The organism is Streptomyces sp. NPDC102278 (assembly GCF_044766345.1).
Taxonomy (GTDB): domain Bacteria; phylum Actinomycetota; class Actinomycetes; order Streptomycetales; family Streptomycetaceae; genus Streptomyces.
This window is the reverse complement of record NZ_JBIWLV010000001.1, coordinates 425,978-451,888: the sequence shown is the minus strand read 5'-3', so window position 1 is coordinate 451,888 and position 25,911 is coordinate 425,978. Positions and strand designations below refer to the sequence as shown.

The 25,911-nt window shown below is 73.7% G+C and carries 19 protein-coding genes; 13 read left to right on the top strand and 6 right to left on the bottom strand.

Annotation, left to right across the window (positions count from 1 at the left end; translation table 11 throughout):
- Nucleotides 1-70 precede the first annotated feature (70 nt).
- The 4 genes from fxsA (at nucleotide 71) to fxsT (ending at nucleotide 5,988) form a co-directional block, all read left to right on the top strand.
- Nucleotides 71-265 (top strand): FxSxx-COOH cyclophane-containing RiPP peptide, encoded by a 195-nt coding sequence (fxsA, locus tag ACIRO3_RS02005; RefSeq protein ID WP_404131596.1) that lies wholly within the window; start codon nucleotides 71-73, stop codon nucleotides 263-265.
- 129 nt (nucleotides 266-394) lie between these two features.
- Entirely contained in the window at nucleotides 395-1,660 is a 1,266-nt protein-coding gene (locus tag ACIRO3_RS02000; protein ID WP_404131594.1) for an FxsB family cyclophane-forming radical SAM/SPASM peptide maturase, read from the top strand.
- Nucleotides 1,657-2,922 (top strand): HEXXH motif domain-containing protein, encoded by a 1,266-nt coding sequence (locus ACIRO3_RS01995; RefSeq protein WP_404131592.1) that lies wholly within the window; start codon nucleotides 1,657-1,659, stop codon nucleotides 2,920-2,922. Before ACIRO3_RS02000 ends, ACIRO3_RS01995 begins: the two co-directional genes overlap by 4 nt.
- A gap of 63 nt (nucleotides 2,923-2,985) precedes the next feature.
- The gene (gene fxsT, locus ACIRO3_RS01990; RefSeq protein ID WP_404131590.1) at nucleotides 2,986-5,988 is read left to right on the top strand and encodes an FxSxx-COOH system tetratricopeptide repeat protein; all 3,003 of its coding nucleotides are present in this window, start codon (nucleotides 2,986-2,988) and stop codon (nucleotides 5,986-5,988) included.
- Nucleotides 5,989-6,069: 81 nt separating this feature from the next.
- On the opposite strand, the gene ACIRO3_RS01985 is transcribed toward fxsT, so the two are convergent.
- The 5 genes from ACIRO3_RS01985 to ACIRO3_RS01965 form a co-directional block, all read right to left on the bottom strand.
- Entirely contained in the window at nucleotides 6,070-9,999 is a 3,930-nt protein-coding gene (locus ACIRO3_RS01985; RefSeq protein ID WP_404131588.1) for a multifunctional oxoglutarate decarboxylase/oxoglutarate dehydrogenase thiamine pyrophosphate-binding subunit/dihydrolipoyllysine-residue succinyltransferase subunit, read from the bottom strand.
- A 258-nt stretch (nucleotides 10,000-10,257) separates the two neighbouring features.
- Nucleotides 10,258-11,337 (bottom strand): ATP-binding protein, encoded by a 1,080-nt coding sequence (locus ACIRO3_RS01980; RefSeq protein ID WP_404131587.1) that lies wholly within the window; start codon nucleotides 11,335-11,337, stop codon nucleotides 10,258-10,260.
- Complete coding sequence (locus ACIRO3_RS01975; RefSeq protein WP_053676466.1) at nucleotides 11,334-12,074, bottom strand: response regulator transcription factor; 741 nt, start codon at nucleotides 12,072-12,074, stop codon at nucleotides 11,334-11,336. Before ACIRO3_RS01975 ends, ACIRO3_RS01980 begins: the two co-directional genes overlap by 4 nt.
- 60 nt (nucleotides 12,075-12,134) lie before the next feature.
- Nucleotides 12,135-12,824 carry a spermidine synthase gene (locus tag ACIRO3_RS01970; protein ID WP_404131586.1) on the bottom strand — a complete coding sequence of 230 codons (690 nt, stop codon included), beginning with the start codon at nucleotides 12,822-12,824 and terminating at the stop codon, nucleotides 12,135-12,137.
- Between the two features lie 124 nt (nucleotides 12,825-12,948).
- Nucleotides 12,949-13,542 carry a hypothetical protein gene (locus ACIRO3_RS01965; protein WP_404131584.1) on the bottom strand — a complete coding sequence of 198 codons (594 nt, stop codon included), beginning with the start codon at nucleotides 13,540-13,542 and terminating at the stop codon, nucleotides 12,949-12,951.
- A gap of 41 nt (nucleotides 13,543-13,583) precedes the next feature.
- Here ACIRO3_RS01965 and ACIRO3_RS01960 point away from each other — a divergent pair, with 41 nt between their 5' ends.
- From ACIRO3_RS01960 to ACIRO3_RS01940, 5 genes are all read left to right on the top strand, one after another.
- Nucleotides 13,584-15,080: a hypothetical protein gene (locus ACIRO3_RS01960; RefSeq protein WP_404131583.1), complete on the top strand. Its 1,497-nt coding sequence runs from the start codon at nucleotides 13,584-13,586 to the stop codon at nucleotides 15,078-15,080.
- A 239-nt stretch (nucleotides 15,081-15,319) separates the two neighbouring features.
- Nucleotides 15,320-16,162, top strand: coding sequence for a sulfurtransferase (locus tag ACIRO3_RS01955; RefSeq protein ID WP_404131581.1), 843 nt, complete (start codon nucleotides 15,320-15,322; stop codon nucleotides 16,160-16,162).
- A 63-nt stretch (nucleotides 16,163-16,225) separates the two neighbouring features.
- Entirely contained in the window at nucleotides 16,226-17,014 is a 789-nt protein-coding gene (locus ACIRO3_RS01950) for a DUF4097 family beta strand repeat-containing protein (RefSeq protein ID WP_404131579.1), read from the top strand.
- A 131-nt stretch (nucleotides 17,015-17,145) separates the two neighbouring features.
- Nucleotides 17,146-19,542 (top strand): endopeptidase La, encoded by a 2,397-nt coding sequence (lon, locus tag ACIRO3_RS01945; protein WP_404131577.1) that lies wholly within the window; start codon nucleotides 17,146-17,148, stop codon nucleotides 19,540-19,542.
- Between the two features lie 137 nt (nucleotides 19,543-19,679).
- Nucleotides 19,680-20,126: a MarR family transcriptional regulator gene (locus ACIRO3_RS01940; protein ID WP_361771147.1), complete on the top strand. Its 447-nt coding sequence runs from the start codon at nucleotides 19,680-19,682 to the stop codon at nucleotides 20,124-20,126.
- Between the two features lie 42 nt (nucleotides 20,127-20,168).
- Here ACIRO3_RS01940 and ACIRO3_RS01935 read toward each other — a convergent pair whose 3' ends face one another.
- Nucleotides 20,169-20,942: a protein phosphatase 2C domain-containing protein gene (locus ACIRO3_RS01935; RefSeq protein ID WP_365999265.1), complete on the bottom strand. Its 774-nt coding sequence runs from the start codon at nucleotides 20,940-20,942 to the stop codon at nucleotides 20,169-20,171.
- A 472-nt stretch (nucleotides 20,943-21,414) separates the two neighbouring features.
- Between ACIRO3_RS01935 and ACIRO3_RS01930 the strand changes: the two genes are divergently transcribed.
- From ACIRO3_RS01930 to ACIRO3_RS01915, 4 genes are read left to right on the top strand one after another with little or no spacing between them, the layout of a single operon-like run.
- Nucleotides 21,415-24,438, top strand: a complete 3,024-nt coding sequence (locus tag ACIRO3_RS01930; RefSeq protein WP_404131574.1) for a nitrate- and nitrite sensing domain-containing protein — start codon at nucleotides 21,415-21,417, stop codon at nucleotides 24,436-24,438.
- Nucleotides 24,435-24,908, top strand: coding sequence for a roadblock/LC7 domain-containing protein (locus tag ACIRO3_RS01925; protein WP_404131572.1), 474 nt, complete (start codon nucleotides 24,435-24,437; stop codon nucleotides 24,906-24,908). The genes ACIRO3_RS01930 and ACIRO3_RS01925 overlap by 4 nt, the downstream gene beginning before the upstream one ends.
- Nucleotides 24,905-25,288, top strand: coding sequence for a DUF742 domain-containing protein (locus ACIRO3_RS01920; protein ID WP_361771155.1), 384 nt, complete (start codon nucleotides 24,905-24,907; stop codon nucleotides 25,286-25,288). The genes ACIRO3_RS01925 and ACIRO3_RS01920 overlap by 4 nt, the downstream gene beginning before the upstream one ends.
- The gene (locus ACIRO3_RS01915; RefSeq protein WP_404131570.1) at nucleotides 25,269-25,898 is read left to right on the top strand and encodes a GTP-binding protein; all 630 of its coding nucleotides are present in this window, start codon (nucleotides 25,269-25,271) and stop codon (nucleotides 25,896-25,898) included. The genes ACIRO3_RS01920 and ACIRO3_RS01915 overlap by 20 nt, the downstream gene beginning before the upstream one ends.
- Nucleotides 25,899-25,911: the final 13 nt, after the last annotated feature.

Sequence of the window (25,911 nt, the reverse complement as noted above, 5' to 3'; positions counted from 1 at the left end):
GGGGTGGGCGGCACAGGGGGAAGGGTCGGCGAGGGGCCGGCCCGGGACACGACAGGGGGACGGGCGAGCGATGGTGACGGGACGACAGGAAGCGGCGACGGGTGTCCGGAGGTGCCCGGGGCGGCTACCGGACCTGTCCGGGCTGGATCTGGCCGCGTTGCGGGCGATCGAGCATCCGGTGCTGGCCGAGGTGATGAAGGGCATGGTCGATCGGGTCACGCACCCGGCCGAGGTCCTGAACGCCTTCGACTCCGGAGTCACCTGACGAACATCCACCACGACGCGCAGGCACGGGAGTTGACCACATTCCGCCGTTAGTCCGGGCCGTCCGAAGGGCAGGGATGGACCGTCCCGGGGGTCCCCCCGGCGGTAGCCGGGGGAGGGAGCGCAGGCGATGAGGCGAGCGATCACGAGCGGGGTCGTGCCGCCCGCGCGACGGTCCACCCGCGACCTCCCCGCAGGTCACGCGCACCACGCGCCCTGGCCCTACACCCGGCTCGACGTGCCCGCCCTGCGCGCGGCGGGACACCGCCCGCACCCCATACGGCAGTTCGTCCTCAAGACGCACAGCCGCTGCAACCTGGCCTGCACGTACTGCTACGTCTACGAGATGGCCGATCAGAGCTGGCGCGGCCGCCCCCCGCTCATGACACCCGCGACCGCCCACCGCGCCGCCGAGCGGATCGCCGAGCACGCCGCCGCCCACGACCTGACCCGCGTCGACCTCGTCCTGCACGGCGGGGAACCGATGCTCGGCGCGCCCGAGGAACTGGCCGCCCCCGTCGAGGCCGTCCGGGCCGCCCTCGGCCCCCGCGTACGGGTCACCGCGACCGTGCAGACCAACGGCACCCTGCTCACCCGCGGCCGGCTCGCCGCGCTCGCCGCCGCCGGCATCCGCGTCGGCGTCAGCCTCGACGGCGGACTGCCCGCGCACAACGCCCGCCGGGTGGACCACGCCGGACGCCCCGGATTCGGCCCCGCGGCCCGGGGGTTGCGGCTGCTCGCCCGGCACCCGGAGAGCTACGCCGGAGTGCTGTGCGTCGTCGACGTCGCACAGGACCCGCTGGAGGTGTACTCCTCGCTGCTCGCCTTCGCGCCGCCCACCCTCGGCCTGCTGCTGCCCCTGGCCAACTGGAACGACCCGCCGCCGGGTCGCCCCCCGCGCACCACCCCGTACGCCGACTGGCTGCTCGCCGTCTTCGAACACTGGTGGCACGACGGGGTGCGACGGACCCGCATCCGGATCTTCGAGGAGATCATCGCCCTGCTCCTGGGCCTCCCCGAGGCCACCGAGACCCTGGGGCTGGCCCCCGCGACCACCGCCGTCATCGAGACGGACGGCGCCATCGAACAGGCCGATTCGCTGAAGTCGGCCTACGAGGGCGCCGCCGCCACCGGACTCGACGTCGAACGCCACAGCTTCGACGAACTGCTCGACCACCCCGGACTCGCCGCCCGCCAGCTCGGACGGGACGCGCTCGCGCCGGGCTGCCGCGCCTGCGAACTCGTCGAGGTGTGCGGCGGCGGCCACTACCCGCACCGCTACCGGGCCGGCGAGGGCTTCCGGCAGCCGTCCGTCTACTGCGCGGACCTCCAGGTCCTCATTCGGCACATCGCCCGGGCGCTGCACACCGCCACCGCGGGCCGGGCGGCCTCATGAGCGAGGACCCCGAACCCCCGACGGGCACCGGCCTCGCCCCGTTCACCGTCAGCCCCCACACCCTGCGCGCCCTCGCCTCCACCGAACCCTCCGCCGAGGGCACCCGCCTGGTGCGCGACGTCCGCAGGTCCAAGCGGCTGCTCCTGCTGCGCGCCGTGCTCGACGCCGCACCCGGCGCCGAGAGCGCCGACCACTGGGCGCTGCTGGAGGAAGCCGAACGGCACGACCCCGAGGCCGTCCGCGACGTACTGCACTACCCCGCGACCGGCGTCTGGGCCGAGGAGACCCTTCGCCGGCTGCACGACCCGCACGGACCCGTGCCCGACCTGGGCCACCTCGGGTCGCTCGCCGCCGCCGCCGCGCTGCGCTCCGGCATCACCTTCAAGACCACCCTGCGCCCCGTGCACGGCCGGCTCGTCCTGCCCACCCTCGGCCTGCTGCGGCCCGACCGCCCCGGCCCGCTCGCCCTCACCGAACGCTCCTGGGAAACCGCCGCGGACGCCGTGCCCCTGCACGCGCTGCCCGGCGGCCGGACCGCCCTCGACGACCTCGACCCCTACCGGGCGCCCCCGGGCCACCCGACGCCCGTCCGCCCCGCCCGGCGGCTCACCCCCAAGGGGCACAAGCGCTGGGACACCCAGTGGTCCGGCGCGCTCACCCTGCTGCGCCGCTACGACGCCACCCGCGCCGACGAGATGGGCCGCCTCCTGCGCTCAGTCGTCCCGCTGGCCGGCGGCTCCCGCTCCAGCGGCGCCACCCTGCCCGCCGCCGCGGGCTCCGTGCTCGCCCGGACGCAGGCCCCGCCCGCCCTCGCCGCCACCCTCGTCCACGAGGTCCAGCACGGGAAGCTGACCGCCCTCGCGGACGTCCTGACCCTGCACACCGCCGACCGCACCCCCTGCCACTGGGCCCCCTGGCGCAGCGACCCGCGCCCCCTGGACGGGCTGCTGCACGGCGCGTACGCCCACCTGGCCCTGGCCGGCTACTGGCAACGCGCCGCCCTGTACGGGGCGCGGGGCGCCTGGGCCCAACACGCCCGAGTCCGCGCCCAGGTGGCCGCCGTGCTCCCGACGCTGCGCGGACACCCCCGACTCACCACCACCGGACGCGAGTTCACCGACGGCATGGCCGCCGCCGAACGCGCGATGGACGAGCTGCCACCGCCAGGCAACCAGTACGCCACCGCCCGCCGGACCCTGGAACGCGAACGCCGCGCCTGGTGCGAGAAGCACCCCGAACTCACCGACTTCGCCGAGGGCTGACGGGCCGTCCGCTGCGGTACCTTTCAAACCCGTCCACCGCCCGGATCCCAGGGAGACGGCCGCATGACGACCGGTACGCGCCACGACCGCGACGGAGCCCCGCAGCCGCAACGCTTCGTCATCAGCTTCGCCGGGTTCAACCGCCCCTGGGCCGTGTGGATCGCCCACCGCCTGGAGGAGCACGGCCACCGGGTGGCCCTGCAGCGCTGGGACCCGCAGACCAGCCCCGGCCTCACCGAGGCCCTGGAGGACCTGGCCCGCTCCGGCAGCCGGATCCTGGTCGTCCTCAGCGAACGCTACTTCTCCGCGGGCACCCACACCGACGAGGAGTGGAACGCCGCCCTGCGCACCGTCACCGGTGCCCACCCCGACCGGTTCGCGGCCGTCTGCCTCACCGACTCCCCGCTGCCCAGCGCCGTCGCCGCGCTGGAGAAGACCGACCTGTGGGGCCTGGACGCCTACGAGGCCGAGTACCGCGTGCTGCGCCGGCTGGAGCTGCCCACCGACCGGATCGGCACCGAGAGCGGCCGACGCGGACCCCGCTTCCCCAACGACCCCCCGGAGGTCTGGGGCCGCGTCCCGCGCCGCAACCCCCGCTTCACCGGCCGCAACGACGTCATCGGCGCCCTGCGGGCCGCCCTCACCGAGGCACCCCCCGGCGCGTCCACCGTCACCCTCCTGGGGCTCTCCGGCGTCGGCAAGACCCAGGTCGCCACCGAGTACGCCTACCGCTTCGCCTCCGAGTACGACGTGGTGTGGTGGGTCCCCGCGGAGGACCGGCCCACCCTGCGCGAACGGCTCGCCGACCTCGCCCCCGCACTCGACCTGCCGCGCGGCGCGGGCAGTTACGGCGAGCAGATCCGGGCCGTGCTGGAGGCGCTGCGGCGCGGCTCCCCCTACCACCGGTGGCTGCTGGTCTTCGACGGCTGCGACAGCCCCGACGACCTCATCGACCTCCTGCCGTCCGGCGCGGGCGACGTCATCATCACCTCCCGCAACCGCGAGTGGGCCGCCCGCCACACCAGCCTCGTCGAAGTGCCGCTCTACGCCCGGCCCGAGTCCGTCACCTTCATCCGCCGCCGGGCCCGCCGGCTCTCCGGGGTCGAGGCCGACCAGCTCGCGGAGGCGCTGGAGGACTTCCCGCTCGCCCTCGACCAGACCGCCGGCTGGCTCGCGGACTCTCCGCTGGGCGTCGGCGAGTACCTCACCCTGCTCCGGCGCCGGCTGGACACCCACGAGGCCGTCACCCTCTCCGACGACTACCCGCTGCCCTTCCCCACGGCACTGGCGATACTGCTCAACAACGTCCGCGAGAACTTCCCCGACGCCCTCGCGCTGCTGCGCCTGTTCGTCTTCTTCGCCCCCGGCCGCGTCCCGCTGCGCCTGCTGCGCGAGTTCCCCGCCGACGACGTCCCCGAACACCTCGCGGGCCTGATCAACGACCAGGTCCGCTGGAACGCCGCCCTCAACAAACTCGTGCAGTTCTCCGTCGTCCGCCTGGAGTACTCCGACCTGCCCGTCGAGGAGGGCGGCGGCGGCCTGGAGACCGTCCAACTGCACCGCATGGTGCACAACATCGTCCGCGACGACCTCGGCGAGGAGGAGGCCGGGCAACTCTCCCGCGCCGTCCGCCAGGTCCTCGCCGCCGCCGACCCGGGCCGGCCCACCGACTCCCGGCTCTGGCCCCGGTACGCCGAACTCGTCCCGCACCTGGAGACCGCCGGCGTACTGACCAGCACCAACCCCCGCATCCAGAACTTCCTGCTGCACTGCCTGCGCTACCTGATCCTCGCCGGGGAGTACCGCACCTGCCTGCGGCTCGCAGAGGAGACCGACGGCGCCTGGCGCGCCATGCTCGGCGAGGACCACGACCAGGTGCGCGAACTCAGCTACCACCACGGCGGCGCCCTGCGCATGCTCGGCCACTTCCGCCGGGCCGAGGTGCTCGCCAAGTCGATCGCGGACCGGCTCGTCGAGGAACGCGGCGACCGCGACCTGGAGACCCTGCGCGCGACCAGCACGTACGCCGGGGTACTGCTCGGCACCGCCAAGTTCGAACAGGCCCGCCGGCTGCTGGAACACGCCTTCACCACCTACCGCGAACTGCTCGGCGAGGACGACTCCACCACCCTCAACGCCCAGAACAACGTCGCCGTCGTCCTGCGCCTCCTCGGCCGCTACCAGGAGGCCTACGACACCGACCTCGACACCCTGCGCCGCCGCGAGCGGGTCCTGCGGGTACGGCACATCGCCACCCTCTCCTCCGGCATCGGCTGCGCCATGGGCCTGCGGCTCATGGGCCGCTACCGCGAGGCACAGGCCCGTCAGGAACAAGGACTCAAACTCAACGCCCAGGTGCTCGGCCCCAACCACCCGCAGACCCTGCGCGCCGAACACAACCTCGGCATGTGCCTGCGCCGCGCCGGTGACATCCCCGGCGCGGGCGCCCGCCTGCGCGGCGTCCTGGAACGCTCCACACGGGTCTTCGGCGCCGAGTTCCCCTGGACCCTGATGGTCGCCTCCGACTACGCCACCTACCTGCGCGAGTACGGGGACGTCGGCGAGGCCCGCCGGATCTCCGAGGAGGTCGTGCGCGGCTACCAGTCGCAGCTGGGCCTGGCCCACCCGTACAGCATCGGCACCGTCGGCAACCTCGGCCTGGTGCTCCGCGCCCAGGGCGAGCGGGAGGAGGCCCTGAGCCTCGCCGAACAGGCCCTGGTCGGCATGCGGGGCGCGCTCGGCGACCGGCACCCGTGGACGTTGGGTTGCGCCCTGAACGCCTCCGGACACCGCAACATCACCGGAAGACTGGAGGACGCCGTGGACCTCAGCCGGGAAACCCTGCGGACCACCGGGCAGGTGCTGGGGCCCGACCACCCCATGACGCTGAGCGCGGAGATCGCGCTCGCCGCCGACCTGCGCGCCGTCCGCGAGGACGTGGAGGCCTCGAAGCACGAGGACGCCGGGCTGCGGGCACTGATGCGCACGCTCGGGCCGCAGCACGTCCACACCGTCTCCGCCCGCCAACAGACCCGCCCCTACTGGGACTTCGAACCCCAGCCGTAGCGGTCCCGCGAAGCCCGGAAAGGCCGGAAGGCCCGGACCCCTCGGGGGTCCGGGCCTTCACGGTTCGAGACGGCGTGGCGATCAGGCCTCGAAGACCTCGTTCAGCAGCAGCTGCTGCTCCGCCTGGTGCCGCTTCGCGGAACCCACGGCCGGGGACGAACCGTGCGGACGCGACACGCGCCGCAGCCGCTCGCCCGCCGGGATGTCGGCGCCGACCGCCAGGTCGAGGTGGTCGATCAGGTTCAGCGCGATGAACGGCCACGCACCCTGGTTCGCCGGCTCCTCCTGCGCCCAGATGTACTTCGCCGCGTTCGGGAACTTGGCGATCTCCGCCTGGAGTTCGGCACCCGGCAGCGGGTACAGACGCTCGATGCGCAGGATCGCGGTGTCCGTGACGCCGCGCTTCTCCCGCTCGGCCTCCAGGTCGTAGTAGACCTTGCCGGCGCAGAAGACGACCTTGCGGACCGCGTTCGGGTCCACGGTGGAGTCCCCGATGACCGGACGGAACGAACCGTTGGTGAACTCCTCCGCCTTCGACGCCGCGGCCTTCAGACGCAGCATCGACTTCGGGGTGAAGACGATGAGCGGCTTGTGGTGCGGGTTGTGGACCTGCCAGCGCAGCAGGTGGAAGTAGTTCGACGGCAGGGTCGGCATCGCGACCGTCATGTTGTCCTGCGCGCACATCTGGAGGAAGCGCTCGGGACGCGCGGACGAGTGGTCCGGGCCCTGGCCCTCGTAGCCGTGCGGCAGCAGCAGCGTGACGCCGGAGGTCTGGCCCCACTTCTGCTCGGCCGAGGAGATGAACTCGTCGACGACGGTCTGCGCGCCGTTGACGAAGTCACCGAACTGGGCTTCCCACAAGACCAGCGCGTCCGGACGGGCCAGCGAGTAGCCGTACTCGAAGCCCATGGCCGCGTACTCGGAGAGCAGCGAGTCGTAGACGTTGTAGCGGGCCTGGTCGTCCGACAGGTACAGCAGCGGGGTGTAGTCCTCGCCGGTCTCCCGGTCGATGAGGACCGCGTGACGCTGACCGAAGGTGCCGCGGCGGGAGTCCTGGCCGGACAGCCGGACCGGGGTGCCCTCCATCAGCAGCGAACCGAAGGCCAGGGTCTCGCCCATGCCCCAGTCGATCGTGCCCTCGTCGATCATCGACGCGCGGCGCTGGAGCTGCGGCAGCAGACGCGGGTGCACGGTGACCGTGTCGGGGATGTTGACCTGGGCCTCGGCGATCCGCTTCACGACCTCCTGGGAGACCGCGGTGTTCACCGGGACCGGGAAGTTGGCCGTGGGGGCCGGGACCTGCGGGGCGGCCGCGGGCTGCGTGGCGGCCTCGCGGACCTCCGCGAAGACCTTCTCCAGCTGGCCCTGGAAGTCCTGGAGCGCCTGCTCGGCCTCTTCCAGGGTGATGTCGCCGCGACCGATGAGGGACTCGGTGTACAGCTTGCGCACCGAGCGCTTCTTGTCGATCAGGTCGTACATCAGCGGCTGGGTGAACGCCGGGTTGTCGGACTCGTTGTGGCCGCGACGGCGGTAGCAGATGAGGTCGATGACCACGTCCTTGTTGAACGCCTGACGGAACTCGAAGGCGAGCCGCGCGATGCGGACCACGGCCTCCGGGTCGTCGCCGTTCACGTGGAAGATCGGCGCCTCGATCATGCGGGCCACGTCGGTCGCGTACATCGAGGAACGCGAGGACTCCGGGGCGGCGGTGAAGCCGACCTGGTTGTTGATGACCACGTGCACGGTGCCGCCGGTGCGGTAACCGCGCAGCTGCGACATGTTCAGCGTCTCGGCGACCACACCCTGGCCGGCGAAGGCCGCGTCGCCGTGCAGCGCCAGCGGCAGGACCGTGAAGTCCGTGCCGCCCTTGTTGATGACGTCCTGCTTGGCGCGGGCGACACCCTCCAGGACCGGGTCCACGGCCTCCAGGTGGGAGGGGTTGGCGACGAGCGAGACCTTGATCTGCTCGCCGTCCAGGCCGGTGAAGGTGCCCTCGGCGCCCAGGTGGTACTTGACGTCGCCGGAGCCGTGCATGGACTTCGGGTCGAGGTTGCCCTCGAACTCGCGGAAGATCTGCGCGTACGACTTGCCGACGATGTTGGCCAGGACGTTCAGCCGGCCGCGGTGGGCCATGCCGATGACGACCTCTTCGAGGCGGGCCTCGGCGGCCGAGTCGATGACGGCGTCGAGCAGCGGGATGACGGACTCGCCGCCCTCCAGGGAGAACCGCTTCTGGCCGACGTACTTCGTCTGCAGGAAGGTCTCGAAGGCCTCCGCCGCGTTCAGCCGACGCAGGATCCGCAGCTGCTCCTCGCGCTCCGGCTTGGAGTGCGGGCGCTCGATGCGGTCCTGGATCCAGCGGCGCTGCTTCGGGTCCTGGATGTGCATGAACTCGACGCCGGTGGTGCGGCAGTACGAGTCGCGCAACACGCCGAGGATGTCGCGGAGCTTCATCATCGACTTGCCGGAGAAACCGCCGACCGCGAACTCGCGCTCCAGGTCCCACAGGGTCAGGCCGTGCTCGGTGATGTCGAGGTCGGGGTGCTTGCGCTGCTTGTACTCCAGCGGGTCGGTGTCGGCCATGACGTGGCCGCGGACCCGGTAGGAGTGGATCAGCTCGAAGACGCGGGCGGCCTTCGTGACGTCGTCGTCGTGGGAGGCGTCGATGTCCCGGAGCCAGCGGACCGGCTCGTACGGGATGCGCAGCGCCTCGAAGACGTCGTCGTAGAAGCCGCCCTCGCCCAGCAGCAGGTTCGCGACGATGCGCAGGAACTCGCCGGAGGCCGCGCCCTGGATGACCCGGTGGTCGTAGGTCGAGGTCAGCGTCATGACCTTGGAGATGCCCAGCTTGTTCAGGGTGTCCTGCGAGGTGCCCTGGAACTCGGCGGGGTAGTCCATGGAGCCGACGCCCATGATGACCGACTGTCCGGGCATCAGGCGGGGCACGGAGTGCACGGTGCCCAGGCCGCCGGGGTTGGTCAGCGAGACCGTGACGCCGGTGAAGTCGTCCATCGTCAGCTTGCCGACGCGGGCGCGACGGACGATGTCCTCGTACGCCTGCCAGAACTCGAAGAAGTTGAGGGTCTCGGCCTTCTTGATGCCGGCGACGACGAGCTGGCGGTCGCCGTTCGGCTTCACCAGGTCGATCGCGAGACCGAAGTTGATGTGCTCCGGCTTGACCAGGGTCGGCTTGCCGTCCTTCTCCGCGAAGGAGTGGTTCATGGCCGGCATGGCCTTGATCGCCTGCACCATCGCGTAGCCGATGAGGTGCGTGAAGGAGATCTTCCCGCCCCGGGCGCGCTTGAGGTGGTTGTTGATGACGATGCGGTTGTCGAACAACAGCTTCACCGGGACGGCGCGGACGGACGTGGCCGTCGGGACGTCGAGGGAGGCGTTCATGTTCTTGGCCACGGCAGCGGCCGGGCCGCGGAGCGTCACCAGCTCGGGGCCCGCGGGGGCCTCGGTGGGGGGCGCGGCCTTGGCAGCTGCGGGAGCGGGAGAGGGCGCGGCGGCAGCCGGAGCCTGAGCGGAGGGCGCGGCCGGTGCGGCGGCCTGGGCCTGGGAGGTGACAGTCACAGCAGGGGCACCAGAGGGGGTGGCAGGAGCAGGGGCAGGAGCTGACACAGGGGTCGTCGCGACCGAGGGCGAAGGGGCGGCGTCAGCCGCTCCGGCGGCACCGGTGCTCACACCGGCGCTCGCCGCCCCCGTGGCGGCCGCGACGGGAGCCTGCGGGGCCTGGGCGGCGGGACTGGCGGCCTGTGCGGAGGCGCCATCCGTCGTCGTCGTGGACTTGTCGGGACCTTCAGCCTTCGCGGGGGCTGCTGCGCCCCCGGGCTTGTAGTCGGCGAAGAAGTCCCACCAGGCCCGGTCGACCGAGTTCGGGTCCTGGAGGTACTGCTGATAGATCTCGTCGACGAGCCACTCATTGGCACCGAAGCCTGAGGCAGGGGTCTTCCCGCCCTCTGCTGCTTCGGTCGTGGTGCTCGAGTTACTGGGGGACTGTGGCGACACGGCGGCAACCGCCCTCTTCCGCTTCACAAGGTATGGACAGCGGGAATAAAGGCTACGCCTCCCCGGGCGTCCGATGCAGGCCGGGCGGGACTTACGTCACGCAGGTCACATCGAAAGGCGGGTTTCACCGCTTGGAATGGCGGGAAACAAGCGTGGTTCGGGTAGGGGACACCGTGGTTGCGGCCCCCTTGGCTTCGCACCCCTGACGGACCCCGGCGCGTGTGGCCGAGATCATGTCCTTCCCACTCGAACCCTACGTCAACGCGGTGCCTGGGAGCTGCCCGGAAGCGTGACGAGGATGCGGCAGCCGCGTGACGATTCGGCCACTCCGATCTGGCCCCCGTGCAGGCCGACGGCCCAACGGGCGATCGCCAGGCCCAGTCCGGTGCCCCCGTCGCCGCCGCCGGAATTCCCCCGGTTGAAGCGCTCGAAGACCCGGTGCCACTCGGATTCGGGGATCCCGGGACCCTCGTCCCGTACCTCCAGGTCCAGACTCCCGGGCGCGTCGCCGGCCCGGGCCCGGACCGTGACCCGGCCGTGCGGGGGGCTGTGCTTGACCGCGTTGTCGATCAGGTTCGCCACCACCTGGTGCAGCCGTTCGGCGTCGGCGTACGCCGTCAGTTCGAACGGGAACACGTCCAGGTGGAGGTGGACGTCGTTGCGGGTGTGCCCGCCCGAGCCGGAGGTCAGCCCCGGCCTGCCGGCCGCCGCCAGCCCCGACTCCTTGAGCACCCCCGACAGGTACGGCCACACCTCGAACCGGCGCGCGCGCAGCGGGACCACGCCGTTGTCCACCCGGGACAGGTCCAGCAGGGTCTCCACCAGCCGGCCCAGCCGCTCGGTCTGCTTCAGGGCCGTCCGCATGGTCTCCGGGTCGGCGGCGGAGACCCCGTCGACCACGTTCTCCAACACCGCCCGCAGGGCCGCGATCGGCGTGCGCAGCTCGTGGGAGACGTTGGCGACCAGCTCCTTGCGGTGCCGGTCCACCGCCTCCAGGTCGTCCGCCATCAGATTGATCGTCGCGGCCAGGTCGCCCAGCTCGTCGCGGCGCCCCGCCTCGCGCACCCGGCGGGTGTAGTCCCCGTGGGAGATCGCCCGGGCCACCGTGGTCATGTCGTCCAGCGGCGCCGTCAGACCGTGCGCCACGAACTGGGTGATCAGCATCGAGGCGATCACCGAGAACACCGTGATGAACCGCAGCTCGGTGTCCGTGCGCAGGGCCACCAGCAGCAGACCCGTGGTGATGAAGACCGAGACCACGACGAGCGTGCCCAGCTTCGTCTTGATCGAGAACGGCGAGTAGGGCCGCAGCCCGCCGCCCGGCTGCCGCTGGCTCACGGCTGGGCCGGGGTCTCCAGGGCGTACCCGACGCCGTGGACGGTGCGGATCCGTTCCGCGCCGATCTTCCGGCGCAGCGCCTTGATGTGGCTGTCGACGGTACGGGTCCCGGACGCGTCGGCCCAGTCCCACACCTCCGCCAGCAACTGCTCCCGCGAGAGCACCGCCCGCGGCGTGCCGGCCAGGCACACCAGCAGGTCGAACTCGGTGGGTGTCAGGTGCACGTCCTCGGTGTGCACCCGGACCCGGCGCTGCGCGTGGTCGATCTCCAGATCGCCCAGGCGCAGGGTGGCCCCGCGCGGGGCGGTCGCGGCCAGCGTGGCCCGCTCCACCCGGCGCAGCAGTACGTGGACGCGTGCGGCCAGCTCGCGCATCGAGAACGGCTTCGTCATGTAGTCGTCGGCCCCGACCCCGAGGCCGACGAGCATGTCGGTCTCGTCGTCCCGGGCGGTCAGCATCAGCACCGGGACCGGGCGCTGTGCCTGGACCCGGCGGCAGACCTCCAGTCCGTCGAAGCCGGGCAGCATGACGTCCAGCACCAGCAGCTCGGGCAGCCAGCTCTCGGCCGCCGAGACGGCGGCAGGGCCGTCGTGGGCGGCCTGGACCTGGAAGCCCTCGGCGCGAAGCCGGGCCGCGATGGCGTCGGCGATGGTGCGGTCGTCCTCGACCACGAGCACGCGCCGCTGGGCGCCTGGGGTGGCCGCGGCGCCGTTGTGGGTGGTGTGTGTCTGTTCCATGTCCCGCCCCTGAAGAACCCGCGTGATGGGGTGCAGCGTAGAGGAGGCGCAGGCCTGCGGCTATGCGGGGCCGATCGGGGCCCGGGCCAGGTGGACGACGTCCGGGACACCGCGGGCGACTCGCACTTCTTCCGTCCGTACCGACTCGAATCCGGCATTCCGCAAGGCCTGCTCGAAGGCCCCGGACGGTCGCGCGGACCAGACGGCGAGCACCCCGCCGGCGGTCAGGCGGGCCCGGCAGGCGGCGAGGCCGGCGGGGGAGTACAGGCCGCGGTTGCCGTCGGTCACGGTCCAGTCCGGGCCGTTGTCGATGTCCAGGCAGAGCGCGTCGTACCGGTCGCCCGTGTCGTGGAGGTACGCCACGAGGTCGGTGTGCAGGACGCGGACCCGGGGATCGGCGAGGGCGGTCGCCGAGAGCGGGGCCAGGGGCCCGCCGCGGTGCCAGTCGATGATCGCCTCCTCGCGCTCGGCGACGACGATCCGGCCCCAGTGCGGTTGGGCGGCGGCGTGGGCGAGGGAGAAACCGACGCCGAGACCGCCGACGAGCACGGACGGGGAGGGCGGCGCCGGCCTGAGGGCCCCGAACGCCGCGTCGATCAGGAGGCGTTCGGAGCGGCCGTCGGAAGTGTCCATGAGGAAGCAGCCGTTGGCGATGATCTCGTGGGTCTCGCCGCGCAGGCGCAACACCACCTCCCCGTACGGTCCTTCGCGGCGGTCGAGGACGACGGGGTCCGGTGCGGGGGCGGTCATGGGTCGTCCTTCCCGTGGCCGCGCGGCCACTCGTCGCCGGGCACAACGAAGCCCCCGCACCGCTTGTTCCGGGTGCGGGGCCGCTTTCCGGTCCGCGTTCCGGCGCGCGCCCGCGTCCGGTCCCTCAGTCCTCGAACGGGGGCAGCGCGTCCAGCACCCGCGTCAGGGCCATCGGCACCGAACCGTCCCCCGTGGCCACCTCGAAGCCCCCGTGCGCGAAGGCGTAGGTGAACCCGTCGAACACGGTCCCGCTCTTCGACGCCCGCGGCAGCCGCGCGAAGTCCGCCTCCCGCAGGGCCGCGCGCAGCGCGGCGAGTTGAGGGGCCGTCAGCCGGCCCCGGCCGACCTCCTTCGCCCGCCCGTCCAGCCGGGTCCAGGAGCCGTCGTCCCCGACCACGAGCGTGCCGGTGCGCCCGGCGAACCCGCCGCTGCGGGTGACCCGGACCAGGGTCGCGGCCGGGGAGGTCGCGCGCGGCGAAGGGGGCGGGGCGGTGCCGGTGGGCCCGGGGTCCGGAGGGGTCGGGCCCCCGGTGGCGGGTGCGCCCGGGGTGCCGGCGGTCGGGGCGGTCGGGGTCGCGGGTGACGGCCCGTCGGCCGTCGCGGTCGACTCCGTGCGCGGGGCGGCCGGCTCTCCGTCGGCGTCGCACCCGCCGAGCAACAACGCGCCCAGGAGCGCGCCCAGTACCGCCGTCGCCCGTCCCGCTCGCCCTGCGCGCACGCCACACCCCCGCGGGAATTCGGCCGACCCGGACCCCGAGTATGGAGTCCGCACCCGTCACGCGGAAGCACCCGGAGGCCGACATCAGCCGCGACATCAGCCCCGACCTCGGCCGCGATCTCAGTCGCGATCTCAGTCGCGACGCCGGCCGCACGGCCCTGCGGCGCGTGGCGCCGCCGCTCGTCGCCCTCGCCCTGGGGCTCTGGGGCCTGGAACGCGGCCCGGCCGGCGGCAGCATGTGGCGCGACGAATCCGTCACCGTCCAGGTGGCGCACCGCCCCCTGGGCGACCTGTGGGAGCTGCTCGGGCAGGTCGACGCCGTGCACGGGCTGCACTACCTGCTCCTGCACGGCGTGTTCGCCCTGTGGGACGGCGGCCTGTGGGCGCTGCGGCTGCCGTCCGTGGCCGCCACCGCCCTGGCCGCCGCGGGCGTGGCCGCGGTGGCGCGCCGGTTGGCGGGGGAGCGGGCCGCGCTGTGCGCCGGCGTCGCCTACGCCGTCCTGCCGCCCGTGCAGATGTACGCGCAGGAGGGGCGCTCGTACGCGTTCGTGGCCTGCGCCGTGGTGTGGGCCACCCACCTGATGCTCCGCGAGCGGTGGGCGGCGTACACGCTGGTGCTGCTGCTCGGCTGCTGGCTGCACGAGTTCGCCGTACTGGCCCTGCTCGCCCACGGCATCGTCGCCTGGCGCTCGCGCGGGTGGCGGTGGAGCGCCGCCGCGGTCGTGGCCGCGCTGCTGCCGCTGGCCCGGGTCAGCGCGGGGCAGGCCGAGCGGCAGCTGGGCTGGCTCGGGCGGCCGAGCTGGCAGGACTGGGCCGCGTACGGGGCGCTCGTGCTCGCGGTGGCGCTGCTCGCCCGGGGCCCGTCGGCGCCCCGGGAACTCGTCCGGGTCGCCGTACCGCTCGCGCTGCTGCCGCCCGGGCTGCTGCTGCTCGTCTCGCTCGCGCACCCCTGGTACGTCGACCGGTACGTCCTCTACGCGCTGACCGGGCTCGCCCTGCTCGCCGGGGCCCGGCTCGCCGCCGCGCGCGGGGTCTGGCCGTGGGTGCTGGTCGCCGCGCTGCTCGCCCCGCTGGGCTGGTGGTCGGTGTGGCTGCGGACCCCGGAGAGCCGCAAGGACGACGTCCTCGCGGTGGCCGCCGCCGTCCGGGAGCGGGCGCGGCCCGGGGACGCCGTGCTGTTCATGCCGTCCCGGCGCCGCGAGTGGCTGCTGTCCTCGCCCGCCGTGTACGCGCCCCTGCACGACCTCGCCCTGGACCGCTCCCCGACCGCCTCGCGGAGCCTGTGGGGCACGGAGGCCGACCCGGCGCGGATCCGGGCGCGGTTGGCCGCGGCCCCCCGGGTGGTGGCCCTGCTGGACCCGGAGGGGCAACCGCTGGACCCGTACCCGGCGGAGGTCGCGAAGCGGGAGGCCCTGGCCGCCGGGTTCGTGCCGTGTTCGGTGACACAGGTGCGGGGCGCGCGGATCGTGGTCTACGCGGCCCGGGGCCCGGCCCGGGGCCCGGCCGGGGGCCCGGCCGGGGGCTGCGGTCGGGGCTGAGCCCGGCCGGCGCGGGGGCGCGTGCCCGGCGCGGGGGCGCGTGCCCGGCGCGGGGAGGAAGGTGCGGGTGCGGAGGGGGCGGCGGGCCAGGTGGCAGGCGGGTGCGGAGGGGGCGGCGGGCCAAGTGGCGGGCGGGTGCGGAGGGGGCGGCGGGCCAAGTGGCGGGCGGGGTCGGATGGTTGGATGGGCTGCGGGCCGGACCGCCGAGGCCCGCCGACCCCCACTGCCGGAGGCGCCGCATGACCGTGTCCCAGAACCCCCCGGGCCCCCTGGTCGGGGCCCCCTGGCTGGCCGCCCGGCTCGGCGGCCCGGACCTGGTCGTCCTCGACGCCTCCGTCGCCCCCCACCGCGGCGCCGACCGACGGATCCCCGGCGCCCGGCCCTTCGACCTCGACGGCGACCTGTCCGACCACACGACGGAACTCCCGCACGTGATGCCCGCGGCCGCCGCCTTCGAGCGCGCGATGCGGGACCTCGGCCTCGACGACCGGGCCGCGGTGGTCATCTACGACGGCGCCGGGCTGCATTCCAGCGCCCGGGCGTGGTGGATGCTGCGCGCCATGGGCTTCGACCGGGCCGCCGTCCTGGACGGCGGACTGCCCGCGTGGGAGGCCGCCGGACTGCCCGTGGAACACCTCGCGCCCGACTACGAGGGACCGCGCGGTTCCTTCACCGCCCGACCGCGCGCCGGACTGCTGGTGGACTCCGCCGCCGTGGCCGACGCCCTGGCCGACCCGGCGGCGACCGTGCTGGACGCCCGCACCCCGGAGCGGTTCGCGGGCACCGCCCCGGAACCCCGCCCCGGGCTGCGCGGCGGCCACATGCCGGGCGCCCTGAACCTGCCCTTCGGGGACCTCAAGGGTCCGGACGGGTTGATGCGTCCCGCCGGGGAACTCCGGCAGACGTTCGCGGCGTTGGCGGGAGAGCGGGAACGCCTGTACTTCAGCTGCGGGTCGGGGGTGACGGCCTGCGTGCTCGCGCTGGGCGCCGAACTCGCCGGATACCGGGACCTCGCCGTGTACGACGGCTCCTGGAGCGAGTGGGGCCTGCCCTCCAACCGTCCCGTGGTGACCGGGGGTTAACCCCACCGGGCGCCGGGTACCGGCCCCATCGCCGCGCGGAGCGGGCCTCGCCAGACTGGCGTCATGCCTTCCCACACCGCACACGCCGCCCGCCCCGGCGCACCCGCCCGGGCATCCCGCCCCGCCCGCACGGCAGTCGCGGCCTGCGCCGTCGTCGGCGGGCTCCTCCTGACCGGCTGCTCGTTGACCGCGCACACGATGAAGACCGTGCGCGCCGACGCCACCGTCGCCGAAGCCGTGACGGCCGTCGAGATCACGGGCGCTCGGCACGGCTCCATCGAGGTGACCCCGGGCAGCGGCCCGGGGGTCGCCGTCCACCGCACCGTCCACTACCGGGGCGACACGGCGCCCCGCCCGGGGCAGCGCGTCTCCGGGGGCCTGCTCACCTTCGACACCGGCTGCACCGGCAGTTGTTACGTCGACTACCGCCTGGAGGTGCCGGCCTCCGCGACGGTCAGGCTCGAAAGCGGCAGCGGGAGCGTCACGGTGACCGGGGTGGCCGCGGCCGACGTCGAGACCTCCTCGGGCGACGTGTCGGTGGAGCGCATCGCGGGCGCGCTGAAGGCCCGTACCTCCTCGGGTGACATCACCGGTTCGGCCCTGGCCGGCCCCGGGGCCGACGTCCGCTCGGCGTCCGGCGACGCCCGCCTGGCCTTCGCGACGTCCCCGAACTCGGTGGCCGCCGAGACCCGCTCGGGCAACGTCACCCTGATGGTGCCGTCCGCGCCCTATCGCGTCGACGTCTCCACCACCTCGGGCGACCGCCGGGTCGCCCTGCCCACCGACGCGGCGGCCGACGCCCGGCTCTCGGTGAAGACCACCTCGGGCGACGTCCGCGTCTCGGCGGCCTGACGGGCCGCCGTCGACCCGGGCGCGGGGCCGCCGTCGGGGTGTTCGCCGGCGGCGAACGGCGGTGGGGGAACATCGGGGGGCTCATCGGCATTGAGTCGGCATAGCTCAACTTCACTGCCGGAGGGAAGATCATGGCTTCGACGTCCGTATCGCTCACCCTGCCCGTACTGCCGCTCGACGACGAGGTCGTGCTGCCCGGGATGGTCGTCCCGCTGGACCTGTCCGACGCCGACGTACGGGCGGCCGTGGAGGCCGCCCAGGCCGCCGCGGGCAGCGGGAAGCCCCGGGTGCTGCTCGTGCCGCGGATCGACGGACAGTACGCGGGCACCGGTGTGCTGGGGACCGTCGAGCAGGTGGGGCGGCTCTCCGACGGGGACCCGGGCGCCCTCATCCGGGGGCGCGAACGCGTCCGCATCGGCGCCGGGACCACCGGGCCCGGGGCCGCGCTCTGGGTCGAGGGCGAGACCGTCGAGGAGCCGGTGCCCGAGCCGCTGCCCGGCGCCGTCACCGAGCTCGTCAAGGAGTACAAGGCGCTCGCCACCAGCTGGCTCAAGAAGCGCGGCGCCTGGCAGGTCGTGGACCGGGTCCAGCAGATCGAGGGGGTCTCGGCGCTCGCCGACAACTCCGGCTACTCGCCCTTCCTGACCGTGGCCCAGAAGGTGGAACTGCTGGAGACGGCCGACCCCGTCGCCCGGCTCCGGCTCGCCGTCAAGGCGCTGAGCGACCATCTGGCCGAACAGGACGTCGCCGAGTCCATCGCCAAGGACGTACAGGACGGCGTCGACAAGCAGCAGCGCGAGTTCCTGCTGCGGCGGCAGTTGGAGGCCGTGCGCAAGGAACTGCGCGAAATCAACGGGGAGAAGGACGGCGAGGAGTCCGACGACTACCGCACCCGCGTCGAGGCCGCCGACCTGCCCGAGAAGGTACGGGAGGCCGCGCTCAAGGAAGTGGAGAAGCTGGAGCGTTCCAGCGACCAGTCGCCCGAGGGCTCCTGGATCCGCACCTGGCTCGACACCGTGCTGGAACTGCCCTGGAACGAACGCACCGAGGACGAGTACGACATCCGCGGCGCCCGGGCGGTGCTCGACGCCGAGCACGCCGGACTGAGCGACGTCAAGGACCGCATCACCGAGTACCTGGCGGTCCGCAAGCGGCGCTCCGAACGCGGCATGGGCGTCATCGGCGGCCGGCGCGGCGGGGCCGTGCTGGCCCTCGTGGGCCCGCCCGGGGTCGGAAAGACCAGCCTCGGCGAGAGCGTCGCCCACGCGATGGGCCGCAAGTTCGTGCGCGTCGCGCTCGGCGGCGTACGCGACGAGGCCGAGATCCGCGGCCACCGGCGGACCTACGTCGGCGCGCTGCCCGGCCGGATCGTGCGGGCCATCAAGGAGGCCGGCTCGATGAACCCGGTCGTGCTCCTGGACGAGATCGACAAGGTGGGGTCCGACTTCCGGGGCGACCCGGCCGCGGCCCTGCTGGAGGTCCTCGACCCCGCGCAGAACCACACCTTCCGGGACCACTACCTGGAGGTCGAACTGGACCTCAGTGACGTGGTCTTCCTGGCCACCGCCAATGTCCTGGAGGCCATCCCGGAAGCCCTCGCCGACCGCATGGAGCTGGTCCGCCTCGACGGCTACACGGAGGACGAGAAGGTGGTCATCGCCCGCGACCACCTGCTGCCCCGGCAGCTGGAGCGCGCCGGGCTCGGCGCCGACGAGGTGGTCCTGGAGGACGACGCCCTGCGCAGGCTCGCCGGGGAGTACACCCGCGAGGCGGGCGTGCGGACCCTGGAGCGCTCCCTCGCGCGGCTGCTGCGCAAGGTGGCCTCGCAGCACGAGCTGGGGGAGCGGGAACTGCCGCTGCGCGTCGGCGCCGACGACCTGCGGGCACTCATCGGGCGCCCGCACCACGTCCCGGAGTCCGCGCAGGACCCGTCCGAGCGGCGGACCGCGGTGCCCGGCGTGGCCACCGGCCTCGCCGTGACCGGCGCCGGCGGCGACGTCCTCTTCGTCGAGGCCTCGCTGGCCGACCCGGAGACCGGCGCCGCCGGGCTGACCCTGACCGGCCAGCTGGGTGACGTGATGAAGGAGTCCGCGCAGATCGCACTCAGCTTCCTGCGCTCGCACGGCGCGGAACTGGAACTCCCGGTCGCCGACCTGAAGGACCGGGGCGTGCACATCCACTTCCCGGCCGGCGCGGTCCCCAAGGACGGACCGAGCGCGGGCATCACCATGACGACCGCGCTCGCCTCGCTCCTGTCGGGACGCCAGGTACGCACCGACGTGGCCATGACCGGTGAGGTCTCGCTGACCGGGCGGGTGCTGCCCATCGGCGGGGTCAAGCAGAAGCTGCTCGCCGCGCACCGGGCGGGCCTGACCACGGTGATCATCCCGAAGCGCAACGAGGCCGACCTGGACGACGTCCCGGCCGAGGTGCTGGAGGGGCTGGAGGTGCACCCGGTGACGGATGTGCGCCAGGTGCTGGAGCTGGCCCTCGTCGGAGCGGAGGTCGCCGCCGAGGTGGCCGCCTGATCCGGTACACGGACTCCGGCACACGGACGGCCCGGGATCCCGCTTCGGCGGGGCCCCGGGCCGTCGGCGCGCCCGCTGCGAAATACTGGCCGGGCGGACACACACCGCGACGGGAACACCATCGACAGGAGCCGGACGTGCACGGGAGTGAAGACCAGGAGTTCCTTGCCCTGGAGCGGGAGCTGTCCGTCTTCCTCCGGCGGGCCCGGGCCTCCTCCGGCGAGATGGCCCGCGCACTCCACCCGGAGCTGGAGCCGGCCGCGTACGGGCTGCTGGTGCGGCTGGAGGCGGCGGGTCGACAGCGGGCCACGGAACTGGCCGCGTACTTCGGGGTCGGCAAGGCCACCATGAGCCGTCAGCTGCGGGCCCTGGAGGTGCTGGGGCTGGTGGCCCGGGAGCCGGACCCGGCCGACGGCCGGGCCTTCCTGGTCGGGCTCACGGAGGAGGGGCGGGCGCGGTTCCTGCGGGTGCGGGGGGCGCGGCGCGAGCAGTACATGCGCAAGCTCGCCGACTGGGACCGGGGTGAGGTCGCGGAACTCGCCCGACTGCTCAACCAGTTGAACCAGGGCGCGGACTCGGATTAGTCCGGCCCGCGTCCGTGACCGGGCCCCGTCACAGGCGGCTCGTCAGAGCTCCGCGTACACCGCGGACGCGTCGTCGTGGCGCTTGTGGCGCCCCGGCGGGCGGGCGGGGTCGTACTCCAGGGCGCGCACCCGGGCGATCAGTGCCCGCGCGCCCTCCTCGCGGAGCACCCCCAGGCAGGCCGCCCAGTCGCCCTCCCCGAAGGTGTCCGTCCAACGGCTCGCGCCGTCCGTCAGGGCGGCCAGGGCGCGCACCTCGGCCCGCGGGGTCCGGCCGGTGACCGCACGGCCCGCCACCTCCGGATCCGCCGCCGCCGTGAAGAACCCGCCCTCGACGTTGCGCAGCGCGTCCGCGGCGGCCACCGAGCGCAGCGCCTCGGGCGGGACCCGGTCGAGCCGGTCGTCGAGGACCGCGCCGACCTCACCGTCGCGGGTCTGGAGCAGCAGGACGGAGTCCGACAGCACGAGGTGTTCCACGGTCGTTCCGTCCCAGCGCGCCACGACCACCGTCGCCTGCGGCGTCCGTACGTGAGAAAGGTCACAGGTGCCCCGGTGGGCCTCGGCGGTGCTCTCGATGGACGCCGCCAGGATCCGGTCCAGCGGCATGTCCCTCCGCGATCCGGACAGTTCGGTCAATCGGCCGCCGAGGCGGGCCACGAACCAGGGCACACCGTGCACGCACCCGTCGTCCCCGCGCGGTGGCGTCACCCCGTCGAGCGCCACCACGACACCGCCGCCCGACGTGGGCATCGCGGCCGACAGCCAGTCCTCATTGGGGCGTTCCGGGCTGCCGGGTGCCGTCGCCAGGTCGATGCGCATACGGACATTCTGCCCGCGGGGGCGCCGGCAGGGGGATGCGGGCGGCCGCGCGCCGATCCGCGGCCCGAGGAGCGCCCGCGCGGCGGCCCGAGGGGCATGGCGGGCGATATCGGACCACCCCGGCGGTGCGGGCGCGCATCTTGCCAAAGCGCCCCGCCATCTTTCAACCAGCCGTCCCCGGCCGGACCCTGACGGACGGCGTTCGAGTTGGTCGCCAACTGATCCTTGATGTTCACTCCTTCGAGTGGCCGGGTGGGCGATGTACGGCTCTCTTCCCAACACACTGCAATGGTCTGAGGCGGTACGAGGGGGCAGGGAGCGTTTACTTGTTGACCGGCCGTTACCTCGGCCACACGAGTAGACGAGCACGAGCACACGTACAGGATTGCGAGCACCGGTGCAGAAGAAGCGGTCTCGGAAGAACGGCACCGCCAGCGCCGACGGCCCCGCCATCGCAGGACGTCGCGTCCGCGTGCGCAGCAGGCTGGTGGTCGGCGTGGCCGTCGCCGGCCTCACCGTCCTGGTGGCCGGCGCACCCGCCGTCGTCTCCGCGACGAGAGAACTCAACGACTCCCAGCGGCTGGTCACGCTCGCCGAGCAGACCCGGGCGGCCCTCACCCTGGCGCACCTGATCGGCGACGAACGCGACGCCGTCATCGAGTACGTCGCCAAGGGGCGCCCCGCCTCCGGCAAGAGCGCCGTCCAGGAGCGCACCGCGCGCACCGACCGGCAGCTCGACGAGGTCCGCGCGGAGGCGGACGAGGACCTCTCCCTCGCCCTCGGCCGGATCGCGGCCGTCCGCACGGAGGCGCTCGACGGCAAGGGCGGCGCCCTCGCCGCGCACCAGGCCTACGCCGGCGTCATCGCCGACCTCATGGCACCGGGCGACCGGCTCGTCGAACTGACCCCGCCCCGCGCGGAGGCCGCCCTGGTCACCACCCGACCGCTGGCCCCCCTCGGGCAGGCCGTGGAACAGGCCGGCGCCACCCGAGGCCTGCTGCTCGCGGCACTGGCAGTCCCGCGCTCCGAACAGGCCGTGAGCCTGGCGCCCGTGGACGAACTCACCGTCGCCGCACAGCGGTCCCGGGTCCGGGAACAGGCCGCCCTCGACGACTTCTCGCGGACCGCGCGACCGGACGTACGGGAGACGCTCGCCGCCACCGTCACCGGCCCCGAGGTCAAGACCGCCGACGAGTACCTCAAGCGGCTCACCGACCGCCCGACCCTCAACTCGACCGACCGCAAGGTCGACCGCGCCGCCGTGGGCGCGGCGCTCACCGCCCGCGTCGACCGGATGCAGTCGGTGGAATCCACGCTGGCGAGCCGGCGGGCCACCGCGCTGGCCACCCTGCGCGACGACGACGTGACCCGCCTGGAACTGCTGATCGCCTTCGTGGGCGTGCTGTTCCTGTTCGTGGTCGGCTTCTCGACGGCCGTCGCCCGCTCCCTGACCCGGCCCCTCTCGGTGCTCCGCCGGGGCGCGCAGCGGCTGGCGACCCCGGAGGGCTCCGTCGAGCCGGTGCGCTTCACCGGTCGCAACGACGAGTTCGCCGAGGTGGTCCGCCACCTGAACGCGGTGCGGGACCAGACGGTCTCCCTGCACACCCGGATCGCCGGACTCGACGCCGACCGGCGCCGCCTCATCGGCCGCAACGAGGCCCTGACCTCCGGCCGCGAGGCCCTGGACGCCGAACTCGGTCAACTGCGGGCCGGGCTCGAAGAACACCGCCGCGTCATGTCGACGACGTCGGTGTCCCTGTCCCTGCGGACCCTGGGGCTCGTGGAACGCCAACTGGCGGTCATCGAGGAGTTGGAGTCCAAGGAGCAGGACCCGGACCGGCTCGCGACCCTGTTCAAGCTCGACCACCTCGCGACGGTGATGCGCCGTCACAACGAGAACCTGCTGGTCCTCGCCGGCCAGGAACACGGCCACGGACAGGCCCTGCCGGTACCGCTGGTCGACGTCATGCGGGCCGCGGTCAGCGAGATCGAGCGGTACGAGCGCGTCGACCTGGCGGCGCTGCCCTCGTACGCGCAGGTCGCCGGACACGCCGCCGACGACATCTCGCACGTGCTCGCGGAACTGCTGGAGAACGCGACGACCTTCTCGCCGCCGGACGTCAAGGTGAAGGTGTCCGGCCGGCTGCTGGACACCGGCGAAGTCGTGCTGTCCGTGGTCGACGAGGGCATCGGGGTCACCGAGGACCGGATGGCGGCCCTCAACGCCCGACTGGCCACCCCCGAGGCGTACGACGAGGAACCCGAGTCGGAGCACGGCCTCGGGCTCGGCCTCTACGTGGCCGGGCGGCTCGCCGCCCGGCACGGCGTCACCGCCGAGCTGCGGGCGCCCCGGCACGGCGGGACGGAGGCCCTGGTGGTCGTCCCGGCGACGCTGCTGCCGACCACGCCGCCCTCCTCGCCGGTGCACTCCCTGGCCACGCCCGGCGGCGTGTCCGGGCTGCGCCTGCCCGGCGCGATCGCGGAGGCCAACGAGAACACGCTGGTGTCCCATCGCAGGCCCCCGGCGGCGGACCCGGTGGTGGAGGCCGCCGCGGCCGGACCGGTCGGGGATCCGGGGCTCGCCGCCGACCTGGCCGCCGCGTTCGGCGACCCGGTCGGCGGGACGCGGACGGCGGCGGACCCGCCGGCGGACGCGGTGACGGGCCCGGACACGGACCCGGAGGCCGAGCCGCCGGCCGAGACCGAGGCGGTGTTCGACGCCGAGTTCGAGGCCGAGTTCGACGCCGCGGACGCGCGCTCCGGGGTGCTTCCGCCCGCCGACCAGGTGTTCACCGTGCCGGCGGCGGAGCCGCAGGGGTCGTCGTTCGCCGAAGCACCGGCCGCACCGGACCCGGGCGACGTCCTGGACGAGACGAGCGACCCGGGCGACGTCCCGGAGGGGACGAACGCCGCGAGCGAGCCGGGCGACGTCTCGGACGCCGGCCCGGGTCCGGAACCCGTGCTGTCCGCCGACGAGGAACTGCTCGCCCGGGTGGTGGCGGAGGCCGACGCAGAGGCCTTCGTCGTCCCCGACGCGCAGGCGCCCCCGGCCCAGCAGGTCTTCACGGTGGCCGCCCCGACGGCCGAGGCGCCGGGGGACGCGGGTCCCGTACCGGGGCTGCCCCGGCGGATACGGCCCGACGCGCAACCGGAACCGCCCGTGCGGCCCCTGGCCGGCGCGACGTCCGATCCGCACCGGCGGGCCGAGGCCGAGGACCACCGGGTCCCGCGCCAGGCCGGCCACCCCGAAGACGTCGTGACCGACAAGGGCCTCCCCAAGCGGACCCCGCGCAACGTGGCCACCGGAGGTCGCCCCGCCGACGCGCGCCCCGAACCGCGCCGGGTGGACGCCGACGAACTGCGCCGCAGACTCGGCGGGTTCTACCAGGGGGCCCAGGACGGCAGACGCGTCGTCGAGGCCGAGCTCGCACAGGACCGCGGGCAGGACCGGGGGCAGACCGACCAGGGGGACACCGCACAGGAGGCACGCACATGACCGCGCCCAGTACGTACGGACTGAGCACCCAGGCCCGCAACCTGCAATGGCTGCTGACCGACCTGGTCGAGGAGGTGCCCGGCGTCAACTCCGTCGCCGTCGTCTCCTCGGACGGGCTCCTGCTGCTCTCCTCCGAGCCGCCGGCGCCGTCCCCGCAGGACCGGCCCAAGGGCCCCCGGGGGGCCTCGGCCGACCTCGCCACCATCGTGTCCGGGCTCGGCAGCCTGACCACCGGCGCCGCCTCCCTCATGGAGTGCGGCTCCGTCAAACAGACCATGGTGGCGATGGAGCACGGCTCCGTCTTCGTCATGGTCATCAGCGACGGCTCGCTGCTCGGCGTGCACGCCACGCCCGACTGCGACATGAGCGTCGTGGCCTACCACATGGCCCTGTTCGTCGGCCGAGCCGGCCACGTACTGAACCCCGAAGTCCGCAGCGAGCTGCGCCAGTCGATGGAGAAAACCCCGTGAGGAGTCCGGCCTCCGACCGGCTGCCGATACGCGGCGCCGATCGCCGCCCCGCCCGCGTCCGCCCGTACTCGCTGACGGGCGGCCGGACCCGGTTCACGCAGGTCCTGCTGGTGGAGACCTTCGTCGCCACCCTCGACAGCGGTCCGGTCGCGACGCCCGACCGGATGCCCGAGATGCCCGCCATCGTCGAGGTGTGCCGCCGCATGCGGACGATCGCCGAGATAGCGGCGCTCCTGAAACTGCCGCTCGGTGTGGTCCGCGTCCTGGTCAGCGATCTCGCGGACCAGGGCCGGATACGCGTCTACGGCACGGGACACGGCACCGGCCGTCCCGAACGCGCACTGCTCGAAAGGGTGCTCAGTGGTCTTCGCCGTCTCTGACCGTCACATCGACGTCCCCCCTGACGACGAGCCCGCCCAGCCCTGGCAGTACGACCGCTCGCGCGCGCCCGTCGCGGTCAAGGTGCTGGTCGCGGGTGGGTTCGGCGTCGGGAAGACCACGTTCGTGTCCTCCCTCTCCGAGATCACCCCGCTGCGCACCGAGGCGGTGATGACGCAGGCCAGTGCGCCCACCGACGACCTGTCCGCGACCCCGGACAAGAACACCACCACCGTCGCGATGGACTTCGGCCGCGTCACGCTGGACGACGACCTCGTCCTGTACGTCTACGGCACCCCGGGCCAGGAACGGTTCTGGTTCATGTGGGACGACCTGGTGCGCGGGGCGATCGGCGGCCTGGTGCTGGCCGACACCCGCCGGCTGCGCGACGCCTTCCCCGCCCTCGACTACTTCGAGAGCTGCGGCCTGCCGTACGCCGTCGCCGTCAACCACTTCGAGGGCTCCGCCTCCTACGAGGAGGAGGACGTCCGAGAGGCGCTCACCGTCCCGCCCCACGTACCCGTCGTGATCATGGACGCCCGGCGCCGGGCGACCGTCGTCGAGTCGCTCCTGGCCCTGGTGGGCCACGCCCTCGACGCCACTCCCGAATAGATCCACCAGGTCA

Excerpts from the sequence above, each read along its gene's own strand:
- ACIRO3_RS01935 (WP_365999265.1), bottom strand. The coding sequence starts at position 20,942 with ATGCGCATCGACCTGGCGACGGCACCCGGCAGCCCGGAACGCCCCAAT.
- ACIRO3_RS01970 (WP_404131586.1), bottom strand. The coding sequence starts at position 12,824 with ATGACCGCCCCCGCACCGGACCCCGTCGTCCTCGACCGCCGCGAAGGA.
- fxsA (WP_404131596.1), top strand. The coding sequence starts at position 71 with ATGGTGACGGGACGACAGGAAGCGGCGACGGGTGTCCGGAGGTGCCCG.
- ACIRO3_RS01955 (WP_404131581.1), top strand. The coding sequence starts at position 15,320 with ATGACCGTGTCCCAGAACCCCCCGGGCCCCCTGGTCGGGGCCCCCTGG.
- ACIRO3_RS01950 (WP_404131579.1), top strand. The coding sequence starts at position 16,226 with ATGCCTTCCCACACCGCACACGCCGCCCGCCCCGGCGCACCCGCCCGG.
- lon (WP_404131577.1), top strand. The coding sequence starts at position 17,146 with ATGGCTTCGACGTCCGTATCGCTCACCCTGCCCGTACTGCCGCTCGAC.
- ACIRO3_RS01995 (WP_404131592.1), top strand. The coding sequence starts at position 1,657 with ATGAGCGAGGACCCCGAACCCCCGACGGGCACCGGCCTCGCCCCGTTC.
- fxsT (WP_404131590.1), top strand. The coding sequence starts at position 2,986 with ATGACGACCGGTACGCGCCACGACCGCGACGGAGCCCCGCAGCCGCAA.
- ACIRO3_RS01975 (WP_053676466.1), bottom strand. The coding sequence starts at position 12,074 with ATGGAACAGACACACACCACCCACAACGGCGCCGCGGCCACCCCAGGC.
- ACIRO3_RS02000 (WP_404131594.1), top strand. The coding sequence starts at position 395 with ATGAGGCGAGCGATCACGAGCGGGGTCGTGCCGCCCGCGCGACGGTCC.
- ACIRO3_RS01960 (WP_404131583.1), top strand. The coding sequence starts at position 13,584 with ATGGAGTCCGCACCCGTCACGCGGAAGCACCCGGAGGCCGACATCAGC.
- ACIRO3_RS01925 (WP_404131572.1), top strand. The coding sequence starts at position 24,435 with ATGACCGCGCCCAGTACGTACGGACTGAGCACCCAGGCCCGCAACCTG.